Source organism: Micromonospora sp. CPCC 205546 (assembly GCF_036902715.1).
In the GTDB taxonomy this organism is placed as follows: domain Bacteria; phylum Actinomycetota; class Actinomycetes; order Mycobacteriales; family Micromonosporaceae; genus Micromonospora.
The window spans coordinates 25,392-52,067 of the sequence record NZ_JBAKHL010000029.1; the positions used below are offsets into that span (position 1 = coordinate 25,392).

Here is a 26,676-nt window from a genome sequence, read left to right on the forward strand (position 1 = left end):
CTTCCGCGCGACGGCTGCCGGCCCGGGCCACCGGTCAGAGCCGGTGACGGGTCGTCGACGCCTGGAGCGTGGGCCGGCGGATCACCGCGATCCGGTCGCCACGGGCGCGCAGCGAGGTGCGTCCGCCGCGGCCACGCCGGACGGTCAGGTCGACGGTCCGGTCGCCGACGCGCACCCCCTCCAGCACGAGGTCCGGCAGCCACCGCGGCAGGTGCGGGTCGACGAAGATCGTCCGCAGCGGCGCGACCGGGCGCAGCGCCAGCAGCGCCTGGACCAGCGCGACGACGGCGCTGGCGGACCATGCCTGCGGGGAACAGGAGTCCGGGTAGACGCCGGGGTGCGGATGGGCTGCGTCGCGGGGCAGTCCGCTGAGCACCTCCGGCAGGCGGTGCTCGGTGAAGAGCGCCGCCGCGGAGAACATCCCCTCCGCGAGCCGGTGCAGGTGCTCCCAGCAGCCGTACCGGGCCAGGCCCAGGCCGATCGTGCCGGCCTCGACCGGCCAGACGCTGCCCCGGTGGTAGCTGAACGGGTTGTACGCCGGGTGCGCCGAGGAGAGGGTGCGCACGCCCCAACCGCTGAACATGTCGGGGGCGAGCAGCCGGTCGGCGACCAGCGGCGCGAGGCGGGCGGGCACGATCCCGGTGGCCAGCAGGTGACCGTCGTTGGAGTTGACCGAGCGCACCTGCCGGTTGTCGGGGCCCAGCGCCAGCGCGTAGCAGTTCCGCTCCGGCATCCAGTAGGCCCGGTGGAAGCGGCGTCGCAGGGCGGCGGCCCGGCGGACCAGCCCGGCGCCGACGGCGGGGTGACCGGTCGCGGCGAACACCACGCCGGCGTGCCGCAGCGCGGCGTACCAGTAAGCCTGCAACTCGCTGGTCGCGATCGGGTTCGGCACCACCTCGCCGTGCTCGTCGACGATGGCGGTGTCGGAGTCCTTCCAGCCCTGGTTCTTCAGCCCGGCCGGGGACCGGCGATGGTATTCGAGGAAGCCGTCCCGGTCGAGGTCGCCGTACCGGTCGATCCAGCCCAGGACACGCCGCGCGGTCGGCAGCAGCTCCCGTACCGTGTCGAGGTCCCCGGTCCAGGCCAGGTACTGGCCGAGGAAGATCAGGAAGTCCGGCGCGGTGGACCAGTCGCCGTGGTAGCCGGCGAAGGGGTCGAGCCCGAGCGCGGACACCGGTCCCCGCCGGGCCTCGTGCAGCGGCTTGCCGGGTTCCTCGTCGCGCCAGTCGTCGATGCGCCGCCCCAGGTGGTGGGCGTTGAGCCGCAGACTGTCGGCCAGCATCGTGGGCCCGGCGAGCAGGGCCTGCCACGACGCGGTCATCGTGTCGCGTCCGAAGATCTCCTGGTAGATCGGCAGGCCGGCCATGGGCGCGGTCGGGCCCTGCGGTTCCCCCAGCGGCAGCACGCAGAGGTCGTCGACCGCGCACCGCCAGGCGGCGGTGACGTCGAAGTTGCTGCTGGTCAGACGCGCCAGCTCGGCGGCCAGGGTGCCGCGGGCGCGCGCGGCGCGGTCGCCCGGCTCGGCGAAGGTCGGCGGCGGCGCGGCGAGGCGCTGGCCGTCGAAGACGGGCTCGACGAGCAGTTCCACCCGACGGGACTCCCCGGGTGGCACCGTGACGTCGACCGTCAGGCCGCCGTCGGCGTACCGGACGGGCGTGTCGGCCCGTACGCCGATCGCCACCGCCCGGTCGAGGCCGTCGCACCGGTAGGTCAGGCGGAGTTCCCGTTCCCGCTCGTCCCAGCTCGCGTCGACCGTGCCGGACTGCACCCGGCGGCCGGTCTCGGCCTCGCTGGTGTCGGCGAAGTCGGCGGCGAGGTGGATCCCCAGCCGCAGGTCCAGCGGCACGGCCGCGTAGCTGACCACGGTCAGCCGGGTACGCAGCCCCTCGCCGACGAAGCGCTCCACCATGAGGTAGGCCGCGCGGGAGGGCAGCGTCTCGCCGTCGCCGAGGGCGGCGTAGGAGAGCTGGGCGTGTCCGGCGACGTTGGCGGTGCTGAACGGGACCGGTTCGCGGCCGTCCACGCTGAGGCGTTCGGTGCTGAGCACCCGGGTGTTGCGGGCGAAGAAGCCCTGGGGATCGGCGCCGGCGATCCGGCCCCGCACGTCGGTGACGAGGGTGCTCCAGCCGCTCGCCACGTAGAGCAGGTCCGGGCGGACGCGCAGCTCGCGGACCCGGGTCATCGCGGTCGGGGTGCGCTCGCGCCGGGGCGGACGCACCCGGCGGGAGGCCGGACCTGCGGGTGCGCAAGCGTCGACAGCATCGGGTGCACCCCCTGGCCGGCGGCTGCGGGTCGGGGCGCACCGCCGTGGTGGCGCCCGGACCCGTCGGACAGCGGTCCCTACCCGCTCCCGTTGGCGCTACACCCTCGTCAGCCCTGCGGCTGGCTGATGTTCACCATCCAGCCGATGCCGTAGCGGTCGACGCACATGCCGAACTCGTCGCCCCACATCTGCTTCTCCATCGGCATGCTCACCGTGCCGCCGTCGGTGAGCTTCGCCCAGTAGCCGCGCAGGTCGTCGGCATCGTCGCCGCTGAGGCTCACGGAGACGTTGGTGCCGGGCTCGTGTTCCATCCCCGGCGGGGTGTCCGAGCCCATCAGGGTGAAGCCCCGGTCGGTCTCCAGCATCGCGTGCATGATCTTGTCGGCGAGCGCGGGATCGTCGGTGCCCATCGAGCCGAAGGTGTCCATCGCCAGCGAACCGCCGAACACACGCTGGTAGAACTCCATCGCCTCCCGTGCGTTGCCCGGGAAGCTGAAGTACGGGTTGAGTCGAGACGCCACCGCATCCTCCTCCGATCGTGACGGGCCCATCGTCGCAGATCAGCGGCCCGGTGGGGGTGAGGTACGGCCGCGTTTCGCCGGCCCGCCGGTGCGGTCCGCCCGCACGGGCCGGCGACGGTGGCCCGCGGCGCAACGGCCGGTGTACGGGGCGGCCCGGGGCCTTCGTCGAGCGGCCCTGGCAGGATGGCGGGATGCGGCAGGGAGCGGTCGGTCACGTCCGGCTGGTGGAGCGCCGGGGGCGCCGCCTGGTCGAGAAGCGGATGACCGAACCCTCCCGCCACGACACGGAGGTGCTCGCCCTACGGGCGCTCGCCGACACGGGCATCCCGGCCCCCGAACTGGTCGAGGTGAGCCCGGGCGCGATCCTCATGTCGCTCATGCCGGGTGAGCGACTGGACAGCAACGACGCCGACGTGCGACTCGACGGGCTCCGTGCCTCGGCGACACTGCTGCGCCGGCTCCACGAGCTGGAGCCACCTGACGGGCTGCCGGCTGCGCCGGACGATGCGCTGATCGTCCGCCGCTATCGCGACGCCGGAGGCCCCCCGCTTCCGTTCGCCGTTCCACCGGCCGGTCGCGCGGTGTTCTGTCACGGCGACTGGACCGACGGAAACCTCCTCGCCGTGAACGGCGACATCACGGCGGTCGTCGACTGGGAAGCGGCCCACCTGGGCGACCCGCTCAGAGAACTGGCGCGGGCAGCCTGGGGCGCGGCGCGAAAGGACCCCCGGTCCTTCGACGTCCTCGTCGAGGAGTACGGAGCCGACCCGGCCGTGGTCCGGGCCTGGTCGACGATTCACGCCGCCGAACTGTGGCTGTGGTTCGCCGAAGCCGGGCCGCCCGAGTACCTCGAACAGCTCACCGGGGAGCTGAGGAGCTGGCCGACGTGTGCGGACGAGGCGTACCCCGCTCGCGCCGCCGGGGTCTAGCGCATGGCGACGCGGCTCGGGCAGATCACCGTGAGGGTTCCCGACGACCCCGCGCCGGGCGGTTTCTGGGCGGGGTCGCCCGGCTGGGCGGTCTCCAGCGAGGGACCGGGCCGAGTCGAACCGTCGTCAGCCGCTAGAGCACCTGCGAGAGGAAGCGGCGCAGCCGGGGGTGCTCCGCCCGCTCGAAGATCGCGGCCGGCTCGCCGGCCTCCAGCACCACCCCGCGGTCCATGAACGCGACGGTGTCGGCGACCTCGCGGGCGAAACCCATCTCGTGGGTGACCACCACCATCGTCATGCCGCCGGCGGACAACTCGGCCATCAGCCCGAGCACGCCCTTCACCAGCTCCGGATCCAGGGCGGAGGTCGCCTCGTCGAAGAGCATCACCTGCGGGCGCAACGCCAGCGCGCGGGCGATCGCGACCCGCTGCTGCTGCCCGCCGGACAGGTGCGCCGGGCGGGCTTCGGCCTTGGCCGCGAGCCCCACCAGCTCCAGGTGCTCGCGGGCGACGGCCACCGCCTCGTCCTCACCGAGCTTGCGGATCCGGCGCAGCGCGAGGGTGACGTTGCGCAGCACGCTCATGTGCGGGAAGAGGTTGAACTGCTGGAAGACCATGCCGATCCGCTGCCGCAGGGCGTCGGGGTCGTCGCCCCGCACGCTGCGCCCGTCCAGCAGCACGTCGCCGCGGTCGGGCTCGACGAGCCGGTTGATCGTCCGCAGCAGGGTGGACTTGCCCGACCCGGACGGGCCGATCACGCAGGCCGTCGCGCCGCGCGCCACGGCCAGGTCCACGCCGCGCAGCACCCGGTTCGCACCGAAGGCGAGGTGCACGTCGCGGACGCTCAGGCTCACCGGGGTCGTGGTGTCGATGCTCATCGCTGGTTCCCTCCCGCCGCGCCCGGCAGCGCCAGGTCGAGGTCGTCGTCGGCGTCACCGGGGGTGGGCTGCCGGCCGTGCCGCAGCCGCCGGTCGATCCAGTTGACGGCGTGCGTCAGTGGGACCGTCAGCGTCAGGTAGCACAGCCCGGCCAGCAGCAGCGCCGACTGGTTGCCGGTGTTGGCCGCGTAGTCCTGGCCGATCCGGAACAGCTCCCGCTGACTGGCCAGCAGGCCGAGGAAGTAGACCAGGCTGGAGTCCTTGATCAGCGCGATGAGCTGGTTCACCCACGCCGGCAGGACCCGCCGGATCCCCTGCGGGACGATCACCAGGCGCATCGCCTCGCCCCAGGACAGGCCCAGCGCCCGGGCCCCCTCCAACTGCGCCGCCTCCACCGACTGGATGCCGGAGCGGAAGATCTCGCCGATGTAGGCCGCCGCGATCAGCGACAGCGCCAGGATGCCCAGGGGATACGGGTTGGGCCCCCACACCCGCATCCCCAGCGGCGCCAGGCCGACCCCGATGAGCAGGATCGTCGCCGCGGCGGGCAGGCCGCGGAACACGTCGGTGTAGACCCGCGCCGGCCACCGCAACCATCGGGTACGCGAGATGCCCGCCACGGCCAGCGCCATGCCCAGCACCGAGCCGAGCAGGGCGGCGGAGATCGCCAGGATCAGCGTGTTGGGCAGCCCCACCGTCAGCATCTCGGGCAACGCCTCGCGCATGGAGTCGGCGTCGAAGAAGGTCTCCCACAGGGTGCGCAACGGATCCATCGTCGCTCCCACCGCCCCGCTCGCTCGTCGTCGCTACGTCGTCAGGAGGCCGCCGACGCCGACGGCACCGGTACCGTGCCGCTGCCCGGCGTGAAGTCGGCCGGGATCGGGCGGCCCGGGTAGTACCGGGCCTGCAGGCGGCTCCAGGTGCCGTCGGCGATCACCTCGTCGAGGCCCTTGTCGAGCGCCTCGCGCAACTTGTCGTTGCCCCTGGCGAACGCGTACGCCGTGGGGGCCGGGCTGAGCAGCTTGGCCGCCACGGTGATCTTGCCGCCGCTGCCGGCGGCCGAGGAGTCGCCGATCTCGGCCGGGGCGATCCAGGCGTCGGCCGTGCCGGCCTTGAGCTGGTTGATCGCGCCGTTGTAGTCGGGCACCCGGACCGGGTCGAGCCCCTCGCCGGTGGCGTAGTCGTCCTGGACGGTGCCCTGCACGACCACCACCCGCTTGCCGGCGAGCTGGTCGAAGCCGGTGATCGACGAGCCGGCCGGCACGTCGAGTCCGAAGTGGCCGAAGTCGTAGCCGTTGCCGAAGTCGACGGTCTTCCTGCGCGCCTCGGTGATCGTGATCGAGGAGCTGCCGACGTCGAACTTGCGGTTGTCGACCTGGGAGAGCAGGGCGGAGAAGTCGGTGCCGACGAACTCCACCCTCAGGCCGACCTTCGCCGCGACCGCGACGAGCAGGTCGTTGTCGAAGCCGATGAACTTTCCGTCCTTGAGGTAGACGTTCGGCGGGGCGTCGGTGAGCGTGCCGGCGCGCAGCACGCCCGGCTGGAGCAGGCCGTACGGGTCGTCGGCCGCGCCGGCCGCGTCGTCGCCGCAGGCGGTCAGGGTGGTGGCGGCGAGAACGGCGGCCACGCCGAGGGCGGCGGCCCGGGTGAGGGACGAGAGGATGCGCACAGGTGTCTCCGATGAGGTGTCTCCGGCGACGGGCACGGGCGTGCGTCGCCGACGGTGCGCCCGGAGGGCGTACCGCTGGGATGGTTCCGGGAAGAAGGGGGTGGCGCGCCTAGCGCGCGTCGCCGGGGCGACAGGAGGTGGCGCAGACCCGCATCGTGTCGATGTGGCGGCGCCGGGTCAGCGCCGGCGACGTCGGTGCCACGGCGGGAACCGCCGGTGGGGCGAAGCTGCGCAGGGACATGGCTCTCCTCGGTCGGTGTCGACCTGGGAACCAGGCCGCGCTTGCACCGGAGCCGCTCCGGTGCCTGGTCTTCACCCGGGGCACCCCTGCGCGGACGAGGGTTGCCGGCCAGCGAGCCGGGGCTTGACGCTGGCGCTCATGACCTGCCGACGAGGCTAGCAGCCGGTCACGCTGCGCCGTCCAGCCGCTATGACCACCCTCACGCGCCCCCGCCGCCCCGCCGGCGGCGCGTCCGTCCCCGCCCCGGCACCCGCCCCGTCCGCCCCGGGAGGTCCCCGGTCACTCCTCGATCGCCCCGCCGACGCGGCGCAGGTGCTGCCGGAAGGTGAGCCCGGGCTCGGCGGCGCGGCGGGCGAGGTAGTCGGCGAAGGCCGTCTGCTCCCGCAGCGTCTCCCCGGCGCGGATGCGCCGCGCCTGGACCCGCTCGACGGTCCCGATGCGCTCCGCCGCCGCGAACAGCTCCGGGGCCCGCGCGGCGGGCAGGAACAGCACCCCGTCGTCGTCGGCGACCACGAGGTCGTCGGCGGTCACCAGGTGCGGCCCGACGCGGGCGCTGGTGAGCGTCTCCGGCTCCCGTGGGTCGAGCCGGGCCGGCCCCGCCGGCAGGCTGCCGTAGCTGAAGACGGGCAGGCCGATCTCCACCAGCTCCGGGGTGTCGCGGTGCAGGCCCCAGACGACGAGGCCGGCGATCCCGGCCGCCACGCCCTCCAGCACCGCCAGGTCCCCGACGCACGCCTCGTCGGCCCGTCCGCCGTTGTCGATGACGAGGACGTCGCCTTCGGCGGCGTTCGCGAACGCCTCCAGGAACACGTCGACGCTGCCGTGGTGGCGCACCGGCAGCACCCGGCCCACCAGGCGGTGACCGGCGACGACCGCCCGGATCCCGGCCGGCGCCGCGCGCGGGGGCAGGCCGAGGCGTACGCAGGCGTCGGCGAGCAGCGGCGTGGACAGCTCGGCGAAGCGCTCCCGCATGACGTCCTCCCGGCGGTGTCCGATGCGCGGACCGTCATCGTAGGAACGCCGGCCCGCGCGGTCGCCAGGTCCAATCCGGACCCGCTGGCCCGCTGGCGGCCACCGGCGAGGCGGCGGAGCCCTTCGCGGCGGCGGCGACGGACCCCGACCGGATCCGCCGCCCCGCCTCCGGCCACCGCCCGGGCCAACGGTGCCTTCCTACCGCTGCGGCACCCCCGGCGGCGGCTCCGGCCCGAAGTGCACCCCCGCGATCCGGCCGCCCGCCGGCAGGAGGATGTCGAGCATCCGCTGCCGTCCGTCCGGCCCCGGGTCGCGGATGAACCAGAGGTGGTACCGCGAGCCGGCCGGGATGTTCTCGAAGTCCCCGAGCGCGTCGCGCAGGTACTGCCGGGCCGTCGCCTGCTGCTGCGCGGCGGTCTGCAGGTGGATGTCGTCGGACTTCAGCTCCAGGAACCCCGGCACGTCGCCGGCCGTCCAGTGACCATCCAAATTGGACCGGCCGGTCAGCCAGGTGTGGACCCGTTCGCCGAGGAACCACATCGTCTGCTGCAGGACGGGCAGCGGGCCGAGGAAGACGTGCTCGGCGAGCCGCCCGCGCATGCGGTTGGCGACGATGGTCAGCTCCGGCACCCGGAGCTGGCCGTCGACCAGCATCCTCTCGAACGAGTCGACGAGCGCGATCCTGGTCTGCGGTCGGTACGCGTCGAACTCGCCGGCCTCGGCGACCTCGATGACCTGCAGGCAGTCGGTCATCGCCCGGCGCTGCTCCGGGGTGAGCGCGGGGAAGTCCCGGTCCACCTCGTCGGCGAGGACGCGCCAGCTCGGGTGCGCCCGGTCGACGCCCAGGTTCTCCGGCGTGATCCGCTGACGGGGCGGGCGCAGCGGGGGAGCGAGCGCCAGTTCCCGGCGTAGCTGCTGGCTGGTCAGCGACATCAGCCGGGCGACGAGCGCCGGACGGTCACCCGCCTGGGCCTCCGCCAGCAGGGTGCCGGCCCGGCCGAGCCCGTCGTCGATCTGCGCCGTGCCGAGCCGCTTGCGCAGCCGCAGCACGAGCAGCGGACCCCACTGCCGCCCGAACGCGACCGACGCGGGATGCGACGCGAGCCCGTACAGGGCGGTGGACCGGGACTGGACGGCGCCGACGCCGGCCAGGTCCGGGTGCGCGAGCAGGCGCAGGAACGACTCCCGCCCCTTGGCCGCCTGCGCGAGGATCTTGGCCACCTTGTCGGGGCCGAGAGCGGCCTGCAGGCGATCCAGGCCCACGGTCGCGGCTCCGGGCAGCACCACCGGCTCGGGTGACGGCCCGGGGCGCATGCCCGCCTCGGGCACGTGGACCAGCCGCTCCGGCGCCGTCGCCCGCACCGGCAGGTCGCCCTCGGGCAGCAGGAGCAGGCGCCGCCCGCCGGAGCCGGACACGAGCACGGCGTCGGGCAGGTCGGTGGGTTGCCGGGTGGCGGGCGGGTAGGCGGCGTCGAGCACTGGCCGGCCGTCGTCGCTGACGGCCACCAGGCCCGGCAGCAGGCCCTCGAAGGTCGGTACGGCGTCCGGCCAGGTCAGCGAGGCGCTGATGCCGGCCTCGGCGAGGCGCAGCTCGATCTCGCCCTTGGCCGCGGTGAGCCGGAGTAGCGCCGCGTCGCGTTCGGCTCCGGGTGGCAGCCCGTCGACGAGGGCGACCAACCCGTTCCACGCCTGCGCCGCGCGGCCCGCCCACGCCCGGAACTGTTCCGGACCGGCCGTGCCGTTGCGCACGGCCTCGAAGTCCTGGGCGACCGCCGCGCGCTCGACCTCCAACTCCTGCAGCCGCTGCTCGCCGTCGGCGGTGAGCGCCCCCCGGGCCGTGCCGAGCCGGTCGACGAACGACCTCGCCATCAGCCCGCCGACCATGACGGCGCCGGTGGTGGCGGCCTGCTGCAGCGCGGCCACCACGCTGTCCCGCAGGCTGCGCAGCTCCCCGGTGCGGATCAGGTGCTGCGCCTCGCCGAAGCCGAAGGTGGTGATCTGCTCGACGACGAGCCGGGCGACCTGCTCCGCCCGGTCGCCGGAGCGGGCGACGGCCTTGAAGATGTCCGCGGAGCCGCAGAGCACGACGCGGACGACGGCGGCCTGCAGCGCCTGCCACGCGAGGTCCTCCTGGAACGACGTCGCGGTGATGGCGTCCGGCCCCAGGAGCAGCTCGGACGCGCCACGGGCGACGAGTGTCTCCCACATCAGCCGGGTGGCGACCACGCCCGCCGAGACGGCGATCGAGCCGAGCACCGTGCCGCTGCCGATGACGGACTCCAGCACCGCGCCGGCGGCGGCGCCGGCCGCCCCGGCCGTGATCGCTGTGGCGACACCGATCGCGACCCCGGCCGTGATCGCCTTGACGGTCTGCTGGAGTTCGACGGTGTCGGCGATGTCGTCGAGGTCCTCCTGGAACTCGGGTCGGCCCGTGACGGCGGCCAGCACCGCGACGGCGAGCCGGTGCCGCTCCGCCGCCTCGACGAACGTGCCCTGCTTGTGCAGCAGGATGCTCTGCTCGGCGTGGGTGAGGGCCGCCGCGAGTTCGACGACGTACCCGTCCACCCGTTCCGTCGCCGCGCTGGGCAGCACCGGTTGGTCGGCGAGCCAGGACAGCCGTTCCCGGGTGGCCAGGATCTGCACCGCAAGGCTGATGGTGCGCAGTTTCTGGCTGAACCGCAGGTACGGCTGCAGGTAGTCGTGGAAGGGATAGGCACGTACCGCCTGAAGGTCGGCCAGCAGGCGGCGGCGCAGGAACCACTCCTGCCCGGGGGCGGTCATGCCGACGCCCGTCTCGGCGTCCGCGTCCCGCTGGGGCAGGGCGTCGTCCTGCCGTTGCGCCCGCAGGGCGACGAGGTCGGTGACCTGGTCGGCGAGCTGCCCGACGACGGCCTCCAGGCCCTTGCGGTCGTGCAGGTAGAGCAGTGGCATGTCGTCGGAGAACACCCTGAACAGCCGGTCGCCCTCGTTCTGCAGGGCCTCGATCCGGTACGGCGGCTCGGCGTCGAGCGCCTCGGTGATCGCGGCGCAGTACGCCTGGCGGGCCTTGTGCAGGTTGCCGCGCAACCGTCCCTCGAACGGAGGCAGGTACTGCCCGGGCCGGGCGAGGTCGGCCAGCTGGCGCAGGGTCGGGCCGAGCGCCACGGTCACCGCCCAGGCCATCTCCACGCCCCGGACCCGTCGCGCCATCGCCCGGGCGGTGGGCGCTACCGCGCCGGCCGCCGGGTTCAGCATGGCCCACAGCCGGCGGCGCGCCGGCTGTAGTTCGGGCGCGTACCCGACGAGGTCGTCCACGGCGTCGAGCAGCGCCGCGAGCAACAGGTCGTGCGGCACGCGGCTGGTCGGGCTCTGGGTGACGGCCACCGGGGTCGGCCGCCGGGTACCCACGGTCGCCAGGACGGCCCCGCGTACGCCCTCTTCGCTCAAGCTATGGGTCATGGACTCCCGCCCCACCGGGCGTGGCACCCCCGCCACACCGTCGACAATTCCGGTCATCGATCGCGCGCCCCGGCTCTTCGGGGCGGTTCGGTGCGGGCGGGGGACCGGGGGCGCACCCGGCCCACCACCCGCACCGACTAGTAGGTGACGCGTACGCCCATCTCGGCCCAGGTGAGCCGGCCGACGATGCCGTCGTCGGTGAGCCCGCGCATCCGTTGGTACCAGCGCACCCCCGCCGCGGTCCTCGCGTCGAAGCGGGCGCCCGGCGGTCCGCACCGCCGCGCGCCGACGAAACGCTTGACGTACGCCACGTCCTCGCCGGTGCTGCCGGCGCGCACGGTCCGTGACCCCGGGGCCCGGCCAGCCGGCTGCGGCGCCGGTGGCCTGGTGGCCACGCGGAGAGCGGCCAGGGTCCTCGGTCCGACGACCGCGTCGACGGCGAGCGTCTTCGACTTCTGGAAGGACCGGATCCACGCGGTGGTCCTCGGCCCGAACACCCCGTCGGCGGTGAGGCGGGCGCCCAGCCGGTTGGCGAGGGTCTGCAGCTCCCGCACGTCGCTGCCCTTGCAGCCCACCCGCAGGACCCGGTCGCCGAGCTTGGCGGCCCGTGCCGTGGCGATCCCCCACGGGCGCAGGCTGTCCTCCAGGGTGCGGGAGTGGCTGACGCTGACGTGCAGGTGCTTGGTGTGCGGGTTGGACCCGGTGTAGCGCGCGGCCCGGAAGCCGCGGGTACGGCTCCAGATCAGCCGGTTGTAGATCACGTACTGGGTGGACGGGTGCTCGATGCAGTGCCGGACGACCAGCAGCGGATCGATGCCGTCGATGTCGAAGTCCGCCGCGTTGACCGAGCGGTCGTCGGCGTCTGGGTTGTGGTCGGACTTGCGGGACTGGTGGGCCGCGTCGCCGATCCAGCCGTCGGAGGCCCTGTCCCGGTGCGGCCAGCGGGTGTTGATCTCCTCGCGCAGCACGCGGAGTGTCGGGGCCAGGTGCACGCCCATCGTCACTCCCTCTCTTCCAGTGCGGCGAGCAGGTCGTAGTCGACGGCGTCGCCGATCAGCTGCTCCGGGTCGTCGTCCTCCTCGAACGTGGCCACCAGGTACTCGGCGTCGATGCTGGCGGTGTCCATCAGCGGTCCCCCTCCTCTGAAACGTCACCCCGCCGGCCGGACCGTTGCGGCCCGGCCCGGCCAGGTCGCGCGTCGCTGTGTGCGGCACGGGCGTGGCCGCAGGTCGCCGGCGGGATGACTGACGTTCTCGTGAGCAACCTTCGGGATCACGGCGGCGGGCCGACAAGTGGAGAGTCGCCTTCCCGGCATCACGACTGACCGACCGGTCGGTGACCGCCGCCGGTCGACGTTCGGCGGCCGTCGAACGTGGCCCACCGGTCGGGTGTCCCAGCGCCGGGAAAGCGCGTTCGACTGATCGACCGGTCAGCCGAGGACCGGCCGAGTCGTCGACCTGGGTCGGCCGGGTGGCGCGGCCGCGTGCCGCAACGGTGGGCGCCGTCTGGCGCTTCGGACCGTCTCGCGACGGCGCGGCCGGCAACGTCTGAAGGGCGACAGTCATCCGCGGGCGATCATCCGTAACCTCCGGGGACTCCCGCGCCGAATCCACTGAGGAGGGCGGGAACCGAGGGGGGAAGATGGCTTTGCGTGAACGGCGTGCCGACAGCGGTCGCCGGGTGGACGAGTCGTGACCGCGGTCGCCGAGGCGGTCGCCGCGGCCGGGCTGGTGACCGACCATCCCGGGGCAACGCCACCCATGACCTACAACGTGCTGCTGCGGGTGCCCGCCGGCTCCGCCGCCGGTGTGCCGACGACGGTGCGGGGAACCCTGCAGAACCGCGTGGGCGGCCGGGGCGCACCGGCCTCGCGGCCGACGCTGTCGCTGTTCCTGGGGCCGGGCGCGACGCTGCGCGGGATCGCGTACTGGCTGACGAGGACGGTCAAGCCGAGCGGCGCACCGGACGCCACCCCGTACGACGAGATGCGCGTGGCCCGCGCCCTGTGGGCCTGGAACCGCGACTACCTGGCCGCGCTGGGCGGGCAGGTCGCCTGGCGTACGGGCCTGTGGCTGCCGGTGCCGGTGGAGATCGCGGCGGACGGCGCGCAGTGGGTGACCGACTGGGACACCGTGGCCGGCTGGGCCGACAACCTGCCCACCGGGCTCCCGGCGTCGCTCGACGCGCCTGCCCAGCACCTGCCGATTCCTGACCCGGTCGCCCTCCGCGCCGAGGTGACCGCCTGGTCGACCGGCCGGGACCTGGCCGAGGTCGCCGACGTCGTCGAGCGGGACCTGGTCGGCAACCCGTTCGAGGCGGTGTTCCGGATCGTCGAGATCCTGGGCCGGATCCAGGCCCGCGACGCGCAGGACGCCGTAGAGCTGGCGGCCACGGTCGTCGGCCGGCTCGCCGGCGGTGAACTGGCGACCCTCGCCGGGGTGACCGCCGGGCACGCGCTGCTGCGCCGCCTGTGGTCCCTCGTCGGCCCGGCCGACGACGGTGACGCCGAGGAGGCCCGCGACGCCCTCGGCCCCGCGCTCGGGCTGACCCGCACCGGCTCGGGCGGGTGGCAGCCGCCGGACGTGGTCGGTCCCACGGTGGTCCCCGACGAGCTGCCCGCCGTCCCGCCGGCGCCGCCGGTCAAGGGGAGGAAGCCGGCACCGCAGGGCCTGGTTGTCCCCTGGAAGCAACCCACCGAGAACCCCGGCGGCCGGCACACCATGGTCCTCGGCCGGGACCTGTGCGTCGGCGTCACCGACAGCTACACCCAGAAGAACGGGACCAGTTGGACCGGTCCGGCCTACGCCGGGCGGCTCGACCCGGCCCGGTTCATCCAGGACAACGCCGCGACGATCGGGCTCACCACCGCGCAGGAGCGGGCCCGCCTGCGGGTCACCGAGCTGATCGCGCCCAACGAGGGACGACTGGACGCCGCGCGCGCCGCGGACAAGGGCACGCTGTCCACCGGCATCCAGCAGTGGTCGGCGCACCTGAACGAGGAACTGCCCGTCCTGCTCGCCCGGTTCAAGCGTGCCGCGCCGGACCACTACGACCTCTTCTTCGGCATGTACGGGCTGGACACCGAGCCGTGGTGGCGGGTCGGCGGCAAGGAGGCCGTGGCCGAGGTCGCCGACGAGGCGCAGGTCCGCGCGGCCAACCCGGAGGCGTTCGACGCCGCCGGCGCGGCGCGGCAGGGCAAGGAGTACGCGCTGCGGTACGCGACGCTGTTCCGGGTTCCGCCCGGCGGCGGCCGGCAGCGGCTCCCGGAACCCCCGGACACGGTCACCGAGGTGCTGCCTCGGCACGCGTTCTTCGGCGTGTCCGCCAAGGGCAGGGCGTACACCCTCGCCCCGCAGTGGTGCGGCCGGATCCGGCTGGCCTCGCTGTGCTCCGTGCCGTACGACCTGGTGCAGGTGTGGACGGCCGTGTGGCGGTTCGAGCGGCTCGCCCGGCAACCGCTGGGCAAGGCGAAGCTGCTGGTGCGCGGCCGGCAGTACCGGATCCGTGACTTCGTCACCTCCGAGTACGCCGCGGCGCTCGTCATCGACCAGCACATCAACGCGCCGTTCTGGGTGACCGAGGCGATCGACCGGGCGATCAACCGCACCGAGCGGGCCGTCGCCCGGATGGCCGAGCCGATGCGCACCGAACTGCGCCCGTTCGACGAGGGCGCCTCCGGTGCGCTGCGCGCGCCCTGGCTGCGGCTGTTCCAGATCAACTATCTCGCCGAACGCAACCTCGTCGGCAAGGCGGACCGGGACATGCGGATCACCGGGCTGCACGACCGTTTCGATGAATCCAACGGCTGGGCCGGGCTCGACCCCGAGCCCGGAAGCTTCGCGGGATGGGTGGGTCCATGATCAACGTCGACGGCATTCCCGCCGAGGTCGAGGACCTCGGCATCGCGCTCGGGTTGCTGGCCCCGTCCAGTGGCCGCGTCCGTTTGGTCGAGGAGTTCTTCGCCGACCCGTGGACACGGGTCGGCAAGCTGGTCGCCAACGACGTGCAGCGCGCCGCGCTGGTGCGCGCCATCGAAGGGCTGCTGCCCTCGGCCCGGCCACGCTTCGCGACCGGGGCCGCCAGCCGGCCCGACCGGGTCGCCCGGCACGTGCCGCTGCTGGCCGAGGGCGGCAAGGGTCAGGTCTACCTGGTCGTCGAGCGCACCGGGCTGGCGGCATCCGCCCCGCTGACCCTCGCGATCGAGGCCGAGGCCGGGCCGGTCGCCGGCGGCCCCGCGGTCACCGCCCGGCTCGACCTGCTCGTGGCGTCCGCCGGCACCGTCACCCCCGTCGCCGCCAGCAGGACGCACCCGATCCGGCTGCGCGCGCGGGCGCCGCTCGGCGACTCCGGCGCCAGCGTCGAGGCGGACGTACTGCTGGTCGCCCCGCCCGACGAGGCGCTGAGCCGGGTCACCGTGACCGTCCGGGGCCTGCCCGGCGCCACCGAGCCGCTCGTGCTGGACCCGGCCGCGGACAGCTCGCAGCTGGCCCTGCTCGTCACCGCCTTGCTGCGCCACGTGCTGGCGGAGGTGGGCGACGACGTGCCCGCCCCGGTACGGCTGGTCGCGGCCAACCTGCCCGGCCTGCTCGGCCTGGCCCCCGGCCTGGTGCCGCTGCCGCTGGGCGACCTCACCGACCCGGCGGCATTCCGGTCCTGGCTGGCCGCGCTGGTCGCCGCGCGGACCCCGGACGGCGCGCCCGGCCTGGTCGGCTGGCTCGACTCGGTCGCCGGCCTGCTCGGCGCCGACCCGTCCGAGCGCACCGACCTGCCCACCGACGCCGACCCGCTGCTGATCCCGGTGGTGGCCGGCCCGCCGTCGGTCGACCTCACCGTGGCCGTGCGCACCGAACCCGCCACCGGCGCCAGCGCCCTCGTGGTCGGCGCCCGGGTCACCTACGCCGGCGACGGCGCGCTCGACGCGGTCGTGCGCGGCGACGCCGTGCTGCTGGTGGTGCCGCTGACCGGGTCTGCCCCGGTCACGCTCTTCGAACGCCTCGACGTGCTGGTCGCCGCGCCCGCCCACGGCGGCCGGCTCTTCCCGGCCGCCGGCGAGCCGGCCGGTGCCGTGCAGGTCGGCGGGCTGCACGCCGGCCTGCGCTACCGGGCGGCCAGCGGGGCGATCACCCCGCTGCTGGAACTGCGCGACGTCACCGTCGCCATCGGCGACGACCCGCACCACCTCGAGCTGGTCGACCTGACCGACGCCCGGTCGTTGACCTCCGCCGCGCAGTCGCTGCTGGAGGAGGCCATCGAGACGGGGCTCGGCCCCGCCGTCGCCGGCCCGGTCGCCGCGCTGCGGCGCCTGCTCGGGCTGGGCACCACCCCCGGCGTCGACCTCGGACTGCTCACCACCGCGCCGACCCGCGCGCTGGCCGCCTACTACCGGCAGCTGCGCCAGGCACCCGACGGCTGGCCCGGCGTGCTGCGCGACGTGGCCCGGCTCGCGGGCACCGGCACACCCGTGGTGACCGGCACGGGCACCCCGGCCGACCCGTGGCGGGTCCCGCTGGACGCGCTCGCCGCCGCGCCGGGCGCCCCCGTGGCGCTGGACCTCGTCCTGTGGGACTCCGGCACCGCCGCCGTGCCCGTCGTCGAGCTCGGACTCGCCCTGCGCGGCGGCGCCCATCTCGACGTGCACCTGCCCTGGCGGGTGGACGTCCGCGCGACGCTGGCCTCGATCCCGCTCGACGGGGCGGCCGGCCCGGCCTGGCTCGGCGGGGTCAGCGCCACCGCCGTCTTCGACCCGCCGGCCCCGGCCACCGGCGCGCCCGTGCGCGTGTCCACCGACGGCGTCCGCGTCGACGTCGCCTGGTCCCTCGGGTCGCCGGTGGCGGTCACCGCGACCGTCGGCGACCTCGCCGTCACCGTCGACGGGGTGGCCCACCTGCTGGGCGACCTCACCCTGCCGCCCGCCGGCCCCATCGACCCCGGCCTGCCCGACCTCGGCCTCGGCATCGACCCCGCCGCGCTGTGGGGCGCCGCCCGCGGCCTGCTCGCCCGCGTCGCCGAGTCGTGGGCCGGCCCGACCGCCCGCGACCTGCTGGCGCTGATCGGCATCGCCGGGCCGGGCACCACCGGCCGCCTGGCCGGCCTGCCGCCGCTGCTGCCCCCGGACCCGGCCGACCTGCCGTCCCTGCTGGCCGACCCCGGCACCGCGCTGCGCCGGTGGCTCGCCGACCTGGCCCGCGACGAGGACGCTCGCACCGACGACGGGACGCCGTACCTGGTGACGCTGCTGCGGCTGCTGCAGGCCGCGCTGACGGACCGGCTGCCCGCCCTGCCCGGTCAGGACCTGCCGCAGGTCGACCTGCCCGTCTCCGGCGGCGGCACCGAGGCGGCGCCCTGGCGGGTGCCGCTCCACCGCGCCGGCGACGACGAGGTGGAGTTCCTCGCCTGGCTGGCGCCGCAGGGCCCGCCCGCGCAGTGGGTGATCGCGCCGCTGGCCGACCGCTTCGCCGACGTCGAGGACGACGGTCCGCAGGAGCTCGACCCGATCCTCGTCACCGGGGCCGACGTCATCGAGGCGGCCGAGGCCGCCGGGGCGTACGTGCCGGAGATCGCGGACGTGCTCGACGGCGTCGACCCGACCCACGCCGCGGCGGCGCTCGGGGCGCTGGCCGGCGTGCTCACCGACGGCGACGGGCTGGTGCCCGCCGGCGCCGTGCTTCCTGCCGAGGCCGGCTGGCGAACCGGCACCCCGGTCGCCGCCACGCACGACACCCTCACCGCCGCGCCGGCGGCCCTCGCCCAGCTCCGCGACGAGATCGCCGCCCGTACGGCCGCCGCCGGCGACGACTGGGCCGTGCTGCTGCTCGCGCCACCGCTGGCCGGGTCGCGGCCCTGGGCCGACCTGCTCGCCGACGTACCGCCCGACCAGGTTGCCACCGTGAACCTGCGGGTCCCCGGCACCCCGCCCCACCTGGTGGACCTCGGCACGCTGCCCACCGCCCGCTGGTACGAGGTGGACCTCGCCGACGACGGCACGCTGCCCGCCGCCACCGCGCTCGCCGCCCTGCGGCACGTGCAGGACGCGGTGCGCACGGTCCGGCCCGGCGTACGCACGGTCCTGGTCGGACACTCCTACCTGGGGCTGGTCGCCCGGCAGGTCGCGGCTGCCGTTCCCGCACAGGTGCTCGGCCTGATCACCGTCGGCACCGCGTTCGACGGCGCCCTGCTGCCGCTGGACGCGCCGGCGGTGGCCGAGGGGGTGCGGCTGGCCGGCGTGCTGGCGCCGACCGGCCTGCCGGCCGCGCCGCTGCTCGACGCCGCCCTGAACCTCCAGCGTCGGCTGCTCGACGGCTACGCCGCCGGGGAGTCCGGCGCGCAGTCCCGCCCCAGCCCGCTGCCCGCCACCGCGTTCGCCCGTTGGATCGGCACCCCCGTCGACCTGCGCGGCGTGCCGGCGCTCGCGCTGCACGGCAGCCTCGGTGACGTCGACGGCGGCGGGGGAGCGGGTGACCTGCGGGCGGCGCTCGTCGCCGCGCTGGCCACGCACACGGTCGAGGAGGCCGGACCGGCCGCGCCGCCCACCCACGCGGTCGCCGCCCTGCGGCTCGCCCTCGACCTGGGCGCCCCGGTGGACGGCGACCCCGAGGTCGACGTCGACGTACGCCTCGGGCTCGGCACCGTGGGGCTGGACCCGGCGGCCCCGGCCGAGCCCGGCACCGCGCAGGTCCGTATCCGCGTCGCCCGTCCCGACGGGTGGCTGCTCGGGGGGCCCGGCTCCGGCATCCCGATGCCCGCCCGGGTCCGCGCCCTCACCGTCCGCGCCACCGTGCGCGCCGGAACCGCCGGCCCGGTGACCGACGTCGACGTGGTGCTGCACGACGCCGCCCTCCGCGGCGAGTCGGCCGCCGCCGTTCACCTGGCCGACCCCCGCTCGCCCGAGCTGCTCGACGCCCTGGTGCAGGAACTCGACCGGACGGCCGCCGCCAACGGCCGGCTGACCCGGCTGCTGAACGAGCTCGCCGCCCTCGGCGTCATCCACCGCGCCGCGTCCGGCCGGCCGGCCGCCGTGCTCGCCGACGCGGTGGCCGCGCTGCGCACCGACGCCACCGGCTGGCTCGCGCCCCGGCTGCCCGCGCTGGTCGACCGCCCCGCCGGGCTGCTCGGCCTGGTCCGCGACACCGCCGCCGACGGCGGCCGGTGGCGGCGGCGCGTCGCCGGGCTGCCGGTCGAGTTGGTGCTCCAGGCCCAACCGTGGCGGCTCACCGCCCGCACCACCGGAACCGGGCTGCGGCTCGGCCACGGCGTCACCCTCACCGGCTCCTCGACCGTGGCGCTGGCCGACCCCGCCCCGCAGGTGCGGGCCGCGCTCGCGGTCGGCGGCGTCACCCTCACTCGGGACGCCGCCGGCGCGGTCTCGCTGGCCGCGCCGTGGCTGTCCGGGCCGGTCGGGTTGTCGCCCGCCGGCCCGGACCTGCCCGCCCGGCTCGCCCCGCTGCTGCCCCGGCTGCTCGTCGGCGGGGCGCTCGGCGTCCTGCTCGAACAGCTGACCGGCGAGGACCTGCGGGTGGCCTCCCTGGACGGGCTGCTGACCGACCCGGCAGCCTGGCTGCAGCACACCTTCGCCGGCACGCCCGGCGCCCCGCCGCAGGCCACGCCGTTGGCCGGCCTGCTGCGCCTGGCCGCGGCCCCGCTGGGCCTGGCCGACGACCCCGTGCACGCCCTCACCCTGCCCGGCGGTGTCACCGTCGACCTGCTCGACGTCGGGGCCGCCGAGAACCGGGCGCTACGGGTGCTGGTGGGCACGGACAGCCCGATCGTGCTGTGGACCGACGACGCCGGCGCGGCCACCCTGGATCTCGCGCTGCGGCTGGACGTCGACGGCGCCCGGCAGGTGCGCCCGGGCGGCGAGCTGACCCTGCACCTGCCGCTGCCCGGTGACTGGGGCGCGCTCGACCTGCGGCTGGGCGCCGACGCCACGGGCCTGTCCGTGGCCGTCACCCCGGCGGGGCTGGGCACCCCGGTCACCCTGCTGCCGGCGGTGAGCGGCCTGGACGCGCTGGTGGAGGCCGCCGGGGCGCGCCTGCTGCCGGAGGTCCTCGACCGGCTCGTCGAGGGCGTCGGCACGCGCACCCCGCGCCCCGCGGTGCTCGACGACGCGCTCACCGTCGCCGCGGCGCTCGGCGTCTACGACCCGGCCGCCGCGCCGCACGGCTTCGCCGCCCGCACCGGCGCGCTCGCCGACCTCGCCCGGGACCTGGCCGCCGGGACGCTCGCCAGCGCCGGCGCGGTCGCGGCACCCGCCGTCGTGACGCTGCTGCGCCGCGTCCTGGGCGCCGCCCAGGTGCCCGAACCGGCCACCCCGGGCGAGGTGGTGGTGCGGGTCGCCGTGCTCGGTGGCAGCGTCGAGCTGCGCACCGACCTCGCCGCCTCGCCGCCGGCGCTGCGGCTGGCCGTACGGGACGTCACGGCCGGCGCGGTCACCGCCGACGTGGTGGTCGGCTACGCCCACCCGCACGTCACCGCGCAGCTGGCCGCCCGCGCGTACGTCGACACGGGCCTCGGGGTGGCCCTGCGCGCCCGGCTGTCGGCGCAGGCCACGCCGGCGGGACTGGCCGTGCGGCTCGGTCTGCTCGGCAGCGACGACGCCGGCACCGGCGAGCTGGACGTCCAGCTCGCGCCGGTGGTGCGGCTGCCCGGGCCGGCCGAGCTGACGCAGCTCGCCCAGCGGCTGGTCGTGCCGATGGCCGGCACGCTCGCCCTGCGCGCGGCCGAGCCCTGGCTGCGCCGGCCGCTGTGGTCCGGCGGGCGCACCGCGGCGCAGATCCTCACCGGCGCCGGCGTGGCCGTCGACACCCCGGACGGGATGCGGATGGCCGCCGCCCTGCCCACCCCCGTCGGGCTGCTGCGCGGGGCCCTCGACACCGTGGCCGGGGTGGCCGTGCCGGTGCCGGGCGGCCTGGCCCTGTCCGTGGTCACCGACGGAACCCGCTACGGCGTCGTGCTGCGCGGGGAGCTCGCCCTGCCCGCCGGCGACACCGCCGTGCACCTGCGCTTCGGGCTGCCCGACACCGTCGACGCCGGCTGGGGCCAGGCCGGCCGGGGCGTGGGCGTGCTCCTGCTGGACCTCACCGACACCGCCGCGCCGCAACTGCGGCCGGTGCTGCGGCTGGGCGGGCTCGGCATCCGGGTGGCCGCCGCGAAGCCCGGCAGGGCGCTGGTCGAGACCGGCGGATTCCGCCTCGGCGCCGTCGCCGCCCACGTCCGCGCCGACCTGGCGCTGACCGGCACGGCGGCGCTGGACCGGCCGACCGTGGTCGACGGCGCGGTCATGCTCGACGGGCTGGGGTTCCCGATGGCCCCCGGCAACGGCGGGTCCAACCCGGTCGCGGTGTCGCTGCTGCAGACCGGCGGCGGCGACGCCACCCCGGCGAATCCGCCCCTGGACGTGCTCGTCGCCCGGGGCGGCGGCCGGTGGCTGGTGCTGTTCGGCGGGAAGGCCGAGGCCCGGTTCGAGATCAACCGGAGCTACGGCCCGCTGCACATCGCCGAACTGGCGCTGCTGTACAAGGCGGCCACCTCCGGGCCGGGCAAGGTCGGGGTCTCCGTCGACGGCGGGGTTTCCGTCGCCGGGCTCACCCTCGACGTCGACGACCTGTCGCTGCTGGTGCCGCTGCGCGACCCGACCGACCTCAGCGCCTGGGAGGTGGACCTGGCGGGCCTGTCCGTGTCGTTCAGCTCGCCCGGGGTGTCGGTCGCGGGCGGGCTGGTCAAGGTCACCGGCGCCAACGGCGTGCAGTACGACGGCATGCTCTCGGTCGACCTGGCCGGACGCGGCCTGACCGCCGTCGGCTCGTACGCCCGGCCCCGCGACGACCTGGGCGACTACACGTCACTGTTCGTGTTCCTGTCCGTCGGATTCCCGCTCGGCGGCCCGCCGTACCTGTACGTCCTGGGCCTCGCCGGCGGCGCCGGCTACAACCGTCGGCTGATGGTGCCCCGCGACCCGCAGGGCGTGCCGGCGTTCCCGCTGGTGAAGGCCATCGACGACGGCGGCTTCGGCGGATCCGGCGGCCCGATGGGGGCGCTGGCCCGGATGTCGAAGGACATTCCGCCCGCCCGGGGCGCGTTCTGGCTCGCGGCCGGCGTGAAGTTCTCCACCTTCCAGCTGCTGCACACCACCGCCCTGGCCTACGTCTCCGCCGACCGGGGACTGGAGGTCGGCCTGCTCGGCCTCATGCGGATGGCGTTGCCCGACACACAGTCGGCGGTGGTGAACCTCGAGCTGGCCCTGGCCGCCCGCTACAGCACGGTCGACAAGGTGCTTTCCGTCCGGGCGGCGCTGACACGCAACTCGTGGCTGCTCAGCCGCGACTGCCAGGTCACCGGCGGGTTCGCCTTCGTGGTGTGGTTCGACCGGCCGGAGGTGCTGCTCTCCATCGGCGGCTACCACCCTCGATTCAACAAGCCCGCGCACTATCCGGACGTGCCCCGCGTCGGGTTCCACTGGTCCGTCGGCGGCGGAGTGGTGGTCAAGGGCGAGGCGTACTTCACCCTCACCCCGTCGGCGGTGATGCTCGGCGGCCGGCTGGAGGCGTCGTACGACCGCTCACCCGTGCGGGTCTGGTTCATCGCCGCCCTCGACGTGTTCCTGCGGTGGGACCCGCTGACCTACGACATCACCGCCAGCGTGAGCGTCGGCGCCCGCTTCACCATCAAGGTGTGCTTCTTCGCCTGCGCCCGGATCAAGGTCAGCGTGTCCCTCGGCGCGCGGGTACGCATCCAGGGCCCGCCGCTGCACGGCACCGTCACGGTCGACCTGGCCATCGCCTCGGTCACCGTCAAGTTCGGTAAGGCGCAGCAGCAGCCGTTCCTCGACTGGAACGCGGTCGCCGTCAAGTACCTCGGCGGCGGCGCGGCCCGACCGGCCACCAGCGGCACCGTCACCGCCGGCACCCTGCCGCCGGCGGTCGGCAGCCGCCCCGACGGCACCGCCGAGCGCCCGTGGTCGGTGGCGCCGGAGTTCGCGGTCCGGGTCGAGTCGCTGATGCCGCTGTACGGATGGCGGCTGACCGGCAGCGGCCGCGCCGACGACAACACCGACGGGCGGGAGGTCGACGTCGTCCCCGCCGGGCCGAAGATGGGCAGGACCCGCGCGACCCTGGTCGTCACGGTAGAACAGCGTGTCGGCGCCAACTGGCCCGCCGTGCCCGCCGGGCAGCTGCAGTCGCTGCGGCTGTCCACCGCCACCGCCGGGTTCCCCGGCGGCCTGTGGGACAGTGCCCTCGCCGGCACGGCGAGGGGCGGCGCCACTCCCACCATGGTTTCGGCCCTGTCGTCGGTCGGCCTGGCCGCCCCGATCACCGTCTCCGAGGCGACCGGCGTGCTGCCGGACGTGGCCCTGGCCACGATGATCGAGGAGGAGACGCAGCGGCACCTGCCGCTGTCGGTCCCCGGCGCCGCCGCGCCGGCGCCGTCGGTGCTGCGCCTGCGCCGCACCATCGTCCCGGCCGGGACCGCCGTCACCTCGGCCCGCCGCACCCAGGCGGCACCGGCCGGGCCGAGGCTGCGCGCGACCGTCTCCGCCGACCAGCACCGCGGCGCGGCGCCGGCGGAACCCCGCGCCGCCGCCCGGGGCGGCACGGGACAGGACAGCGGCGCTGCCCTGCCGATCGGCGACACCCAGGTCTGGGACACCTCCGGCACCGGCGGGCTGCGGCTGCGCCTCGACGAGGGACCGACGGCGCTGCGGCTGGTCACCTTCACCGGCACCGGCGCGCCGCTCAGCGACGGTCCGGCCCGGGCGGGCGCCCGGGTGCCCGCCGACGCCGCCCGCGTGGTGGTGACCCCGGCGGCCGGCGCCGCCGCCGGCTGGGCCGCCGACACACCGCTGGTCCCGGTCACCGACGGCGTGCTCGTCGCGCCGGGTGCCACCGTCCTGCTGCCACACCCGTGGCACCCGCCGGCCCGTTACCGCCAGGCCGGCGAGCACGTGCCGGTGCCCGCGGCGCTGCTCTCCGCCGGCGTCGACGGGCTGGTCACCAACCTTCCCGCCACGACCCGCACGGTCGTGGTGTCCCTGGACCCGGTGTCCGCCACCGCCAGCCTCGCCGACGTCCGCATCGAACTCGACGGGGTACGGGTGAGCAGCCGGGAGGACGCACCGGACGTCGACCAGCCGCACCGCATCCTGCTGACGGTCGACGCGGAGCGCGACGCCGAGGCGATCTCGGTGCAGGTGGTGGCGGGGGACGGCTGGCGGGTCGCCGGTGTGATCGGCACCCCCGACCACGCCGTCGACACGGACTGCACCGCCGCTCGGCGGGAACTGGCCCGGGTCACCAGGCCCGCGGCTGTGCCCGACCGGCCGGCTGCCGCCGCCCGGTCGGCCGCGGGTACCGCCGGCGCCGAGGCGGCCACGGCGACCGAGCCGGCGGTCCCGGCACCAGCGGCGGCGTTCGTCGCCTTCGACGACGAGGAAACGGAGGCGTGATGACGCAGACCCCCGTCGCGCCGGGCTCGATCCGGCTGCACGACACGGTGACGCCGTCGCTCACCGCCGGCACCTACCGGTTCAGGAGCAGGCTGGAGGTGACGGACCGGGGCACCGCGCAGACCGCACCACCCGAGCACGCCATCCACGTGCAGGTCGGCGCGCCGCGGCTCGTCCTCGACGCCACCGAGGTCGCCGGGCAGCACCCGCCCCGGGACGCGGTGGGCGCGTTCGGTGACCGCCTGCCGCACGTGGTGCTGGGCCGACGCGCCCTGCCGTGGGAGCGGCGGCTCGGCGACGGCACCCCCTGGCTGGCACTGCTGGTCGTCCGGGCCGACGAGGCGAGCCTGACCACCGGGACGCTGCGCTCCCTCGTCGGCGAGGCGGTGTTCACCCGCCTCAACGGCATCGAGCCGGTCGACGGCAACCGGGCCGTCGTCGGCCTGCGGGCCAAGGACCTGGCAACGTTCCGGGGGCTGCTGCCCAGCCGCGCCGACGTCCGGCTGCTCACCCACGTCCGCCAGGTCAACGTCGCCGACACCGCGCTGGCCGGCAGCGACGACGACGGCTGGTTCGCCGTGGTCACCGCCAACCGGCTGCCGCTGGGCGGGGCCACGCCCACGCCGTACACGGCCTGCCTGGTGTCGCTGGAGGCCCGCGACGACGTCTGGGAGACCAACCTGACCAGCGTGCCCACGCTGCTGGTGCTGGCGTCCTGGCCGTTCGTGACCAGCTCCGCCGGTGGCACCTTCGAACACGTCGCCGCACACCTCGACCTCGACGCGTTCGGCGCCCCGCCGGCCGGGCAGCCACCGCTGGTGGACGCCGACGGGGCGCTCGCGCTGAGCGCCGTCCGCCGCGACGGCACACCGGCCACCATGGGCTACCGTCCACCGCTGCTCGGCGCGGCGCCCGACCCGCTGCCTGCGGGGCCGGGCGACGCGACCGGCGACGCCGCGTTCGAGCTGGGCCGGCTCCTCGCCGCCGCCGACGGCCGGTTCATCCGCGAGGTGGTGGCCTGGCACCGTGCCGCCGACGACGCGGCCCGCGCCGGCAGCGCGGCGAGCCTCCGCGAGGACAGCGCCCGCTCGTACGCCGCCTCCGGCACCCTGTCGCACCGCGCGGTGGCCACCGCCGACGTCGCCGACCAACCCCTCGCCGCCCTCGGCGAGACGTTCGCGCAGCGGCTGCTGTCCCGCACCGCCCGCGCCGACCTGTGGCAGGCACACCCGGGTGGCGCCACCGTCATCGGGCGCCAGCCGCGCCCGGAAGGAGAACCGTCGTGACGACCCACCTGTCCGCCGGCGGCCGGCTGCTCGCCGAGCGGCTCGGCGCGCTGGTCGGCCCGCCCGCGGAGGCCGCCGAGGGGCCCGTGCCGCGGGCCCGCGCCCTGGCCGCGGCAGCCGAGCCGGCCGTGGCGGCGACCGCCGGTACGCCGCCGCTGCCGCCGTACGTCGAGCACGTGCTGGCCCGCTGGAGCCTGCTGCACGACCTGCCGTTCCGCTACCTCGTGCCCGACGCCCGCCTGCTGCCGTCGGAGTCCATCCGGTTCTTCCGGCTGGACGGTGGCTGGCTCGAGTGCCTGCGGGCGGGGGCGCTGGCCGTCGGCGGTGACGGCAGCCGGGAACGTGCCGGCACCCGCACGCTGCTGCCGCAGGTCACCGCCGCGGTGACCGAGCAACTGCCGCTGGTGCGGGAGGTGCAGCGCACCCGCATGTCGATCCCGGTCGCCGCCGACCTGCTCGCCGAGGCCCGGGCCGCGGGGGAACTCACCGCCGGGGCGGCCGCGCCGGTCCCGGTCACCGGGTTCCTGCTCCGCTCGTCCCTGGTCAGCGCCTGGCCCGGCATGGAGGTACGGGCCTGGCACAGCGACGACCCCGCCGTGGTGCGACCGGGCGTCGACCCGGACGAGCTGGCCCGCACCCGACCCGACCTGGTGGTGGAGCTGCTGCGCCTGGAGCGGCTGTCGCCGTCGGTGCTGGTGGCGTTGTTCCGCGGCGCCCCTCGCCTGGTGTGGCTGGAGGAACCGCCGCAGAGCGTGCAGTTCGGCCTGGAAGCCGACGGGACGGGCTGGCGGGCGCCGATCCGCGACGGCGCGGGACCGGACCTGGGCAGCGTCCCGGTGCCGATGCGTCCCGGCCCGGTGCCCGGCGTCGTCGACGTCGCCGGCCTGGCCCACAACCTCGACCAGGCGCATCCCCTGCCCCAGCCGCGCGGCGGCGCCGCCGTGGCCCTGTCCCTGCTCCAGGCACCGTCGCGGCAGCGGTTCGGCGCCTCCACCCCGCCGGCCTGATCCTCGGCGTCACCGCCGGCCCGACCGCCGTCAGG

Annotated in this window: 15 protein-coding genes and 1 riboswitch; of the genes, 5 read left to right on the forward strand and 10 right to left on the reverse strand. The window is 75.9% G+C overall.

The features are described 5' to 3' along the window. Positions 1–34: 34 nt before the first annotated feature. The gene (locus V6U77_RS15940) at positions 35–2,182 is read right to left on the reverse strand and encodes an amylo-alpha-1,6-glucosidase (protein WP_334607112.1); all 2,148 of its coding nucleotides are present in this window, start codon (positions 2,180–2,182) and stop codon (positions 35–37) included. A gap of 188 nt (positions 2,183–2,370) precedes the next feature. Next, complete coding sequence (locus V6U77_RS15945; protein ID WP_334607113.1) at positions 2,371–2,784, reverse strand: VOC family protein; 414 nt, start codon at positions 2,782–2,784, stop codon at positions 2,371–2,373. Positions 2,785–2,975: 191 nt separating this feature from the next. Between V6U77_RS15945 and V6U77_RS15950 the strand changes: the two genes are divergently transcribed. After that, positions 2,976–3,713 (forward strand): phosphotransferase family protein, encoded by a 738-nt coding sequence (locus V6U77_RS15950; RefSeq protein ID WP_334607114.1) that lies wholly within the window; start codon positions 2,976–2,978, stop codon positions 3,711–3,713. Positions 3,714–3,846: 133 nt separating this feature from the next. On the opposite strand, the gene V6U77_RS15955 is transcribed toward V6U77_RS15950, so the two are convergent. From V6U77_RS15955 to V6U77_RS15990, 8 genes are all read right to left on the reverse strand, one after another. After that, positions 3,847–4,584: an amino acid ABC transporter ATP-binding protein gene (locus V6U77_RS15955; RefSeq protein ID WP_334607148.1), complete on the reverse strand. Its 738-nt coding sequence runs from the start codon at positions 4,582–4,584 to the stop codon at positions 3,847–3,849. A gap of 2 nt (positions 4,585–4,586) precedes the next feature. After that, positions 4,587–5,363: an amino acid ABC transporter permease gene (locus V6U77_RS15960; RefSeq protein ID WP_334607115.1), complete on the reverse strand. Its 777-nt coding sequence runs from the start codon at positions 5,361–5,363 to the stop codon at positions 4,587–4,589. A 41-nt stretch (positions 5,364–5,404) separates the two neighbouring features. Beyond that, positions 5,405–6,259: an ABC transporter substrate-binding protein gene (locus V6U77_RS15965; protein ID WP_334607116.1), complete on the reverse strand. Its 855-nt coding sequence runs from the start codon at positions 6,257–6,259 to the stop codon at positions 5,405–5,407. Between the two features lie 109 nt (positions 6,260–6,368). Then, complete coding sequence (locus V6U77_RS15970; RefSeq protein WP_334607117.1) at positions 6,369–6,500, reverse strand: hypothetical protein; 132 nt, start codon at positions 6,498–6,500, stop codon at positions 6,369–6,371. Positions 6,501–6,532: 32 nt separating this feature from the next. Then, positions 6,533–6,644: riboswitch (SAM riboswitch) on the reverse strand. A gap of 135 nt (positions 6,645–6,779) precedes the next feature. Beyond that, entirely contained in the window at positions 6,780–7,472 is a 693-nt protein-coding gene (locus V6U77_RS15975; RefSeq protein ID WP_334607118.1) for an RraA family protein, read from the reverse strand. Positions 7,473–7,670: 198 nt separating this feature from the next. After that, positions 7,671–10,910, reverse strand: coding sequence for a hypothetical protein (locus V6U77_RS15980; protein ID WP_334607119.1), 3,240 nt, complete (start codon positions 10,908–10,910; stop codon positions 7,671–7,673). Positions 10,911–11,047: 137 nt separating this feature from the next. Further along, complete coding sequence (locus V6U77_RS15985) at positions 11,048–11,908, reverse strand: peptidoglycan-binding domain-containing protein (protein ID WP_334607120.1); 861 nt, start codon at positions 11,906–11,908, stop codon at positions 11,048–11,050. A 2-nt stretch (positions 11,909–11,910) separates the two neighbouring features. Further along, positions 11,911–12,036 (reverse strand): hypothetical protein, encoded by a 126-nt coding sequence (locus tag V6U77_RS15990; RefSeq protein ID WP_334607121.1) that lies wholly within the window; start codon positions 12,034–12,036, stop codon positions 11,911–11,913. Positions 12,037–12,601: 565 nt separating this feature from the next. Between V6U77_RS15990 and V6U77_RS15995 the strand changes: the two genes are divergently transcribed. The 4 genes from V6U77_RS15995 to V6U77_RS16010 are packed head-to-tail and all read left to right on the forward strand — an operon-like array spanning position 12,602 to position 26,641. Then, the gene (locus V6U77_RS15995; protein WP_334607122.1) at positions 12,602–14,770 is read left to right on the forward strand and encodes a hypothetical protein; all 2,169 of its coding nucleotides are present in this window, start codon (positions 12,602–12,604) and stop codon (positions 14,768–14,770) included. Next, positions 14,767–24,348, forward strand: a complete 9,582-nt coding sequence (locus V6U77_RS16000) for a DUF6603 domain-containing protein (RefSeq protein ID WP_334607123.1) — start codon at positions 14,767–14,769, stop codon at positions 24,346–24,348. The genes V6U77_RS15995 and V6U77_RS16000 overlap by 4 nt, the downstream gene beginning before the upstream one ends. Then, on the forward strand, positions 24,348–25,634 hold the full coding sequence (locus tag V6U77_RS16005; protein WP_334607124.1) for a hypothetical protein: 1,287 nt from the start codon (positions 24,348–24,350) through the stop codon (positions 25,632–25,634). Before V6U77_RS16000 ends, V6U77_RS16005 begins: the two co-directional genes overlap by 1 nt. After that, positions 25,631–26,641 (forward strand): hypothetical protein, encoded by a 1,011-nt coding sequence (locus tag V6U77_RS16010; RefSeq protein ID WP_334607125.1) that lies wholly within the window; start codon positions 25,631–25,633, stop codon positions 26,639–26,641. The genes V6U77_RS16005 and V6U77_RS16010 overlap by 4 nt, the downstream gene beginning before the upstream one ends. Positions 26,642–26,676 lie beyond the last annotated feature (35 nt).

Coding starts and splice junctions, on each gene's coding strand:
- V6U77_RS15940 (WP_334607112.1), bottom strand. CDS start 2,182: ATGACCCGGGTCCGCGAGCTGCGCGTCCGCCCGGACCTGCTCTACGTG.
- V6U77_RS15950 (WP_334607114.1), top strand. CDS start 2,976: ATGCGGCAGGGAGCGGTCGGTCACGTCCGGCTGGTGGAGCGCCGGGGG.
- V6U77_RS15960 (WP_334607115.1), bottom strand. CDS start 5,363: ATGGATCCGTTGCGCACCCTGTGGGAGACCTTCTTCGACGCCGACTCC.
- V6U77_RS15970 (WP_334607117.1), bottom strand. CDS start 6,500: ATGTCCCTGCGCAGCTTCGCCCCACCGGCGGTTCCCGCCGTGGCACCG.
- V6U77_RS15975 (WP_334607118.1), bottom strand. CDS start 7,472: ATGCGGGAGCGCTTCGCCGAGCTGTCCACGCCGCTGCTCGCCGACGCC.
- V6U77_RS15980 (WP_334607119.1), bottom strand. CDS start 10,910: ATGACCCATAGCTTGAGCGAAGAGGGCGTACGCGGGGCCGTCCTGGCG.
- V6U77_RS15985 (WP_334607120.1), bottom strand. CDS start 11,908: ATGGGCGTGCACCTGGCCCCGACACTCCGCGTGCTGCGCGAGGAGATC.
- V6U77_RS15990 (WP_334607121.1), bottom strand. CDS start 12,036: ATGGACACCGCCAGCATCGACGCCGAGTACCTGGTGGCCACGTTCGAG.
- V6U77_RS16000 (WP_334607123.1), top strand. CDS start 14,767: ATGATCAACGTCGACGGCATTCCCGCCGAGGTCGAGGACCTCGGCATC.
- V6U77_RS16005 (WP_334607124.1), top strand. CDS start 24,348: ATGACGCAGACCCCCGTCGCGCCGGGCTCGATCCGGCTGCACGACACG.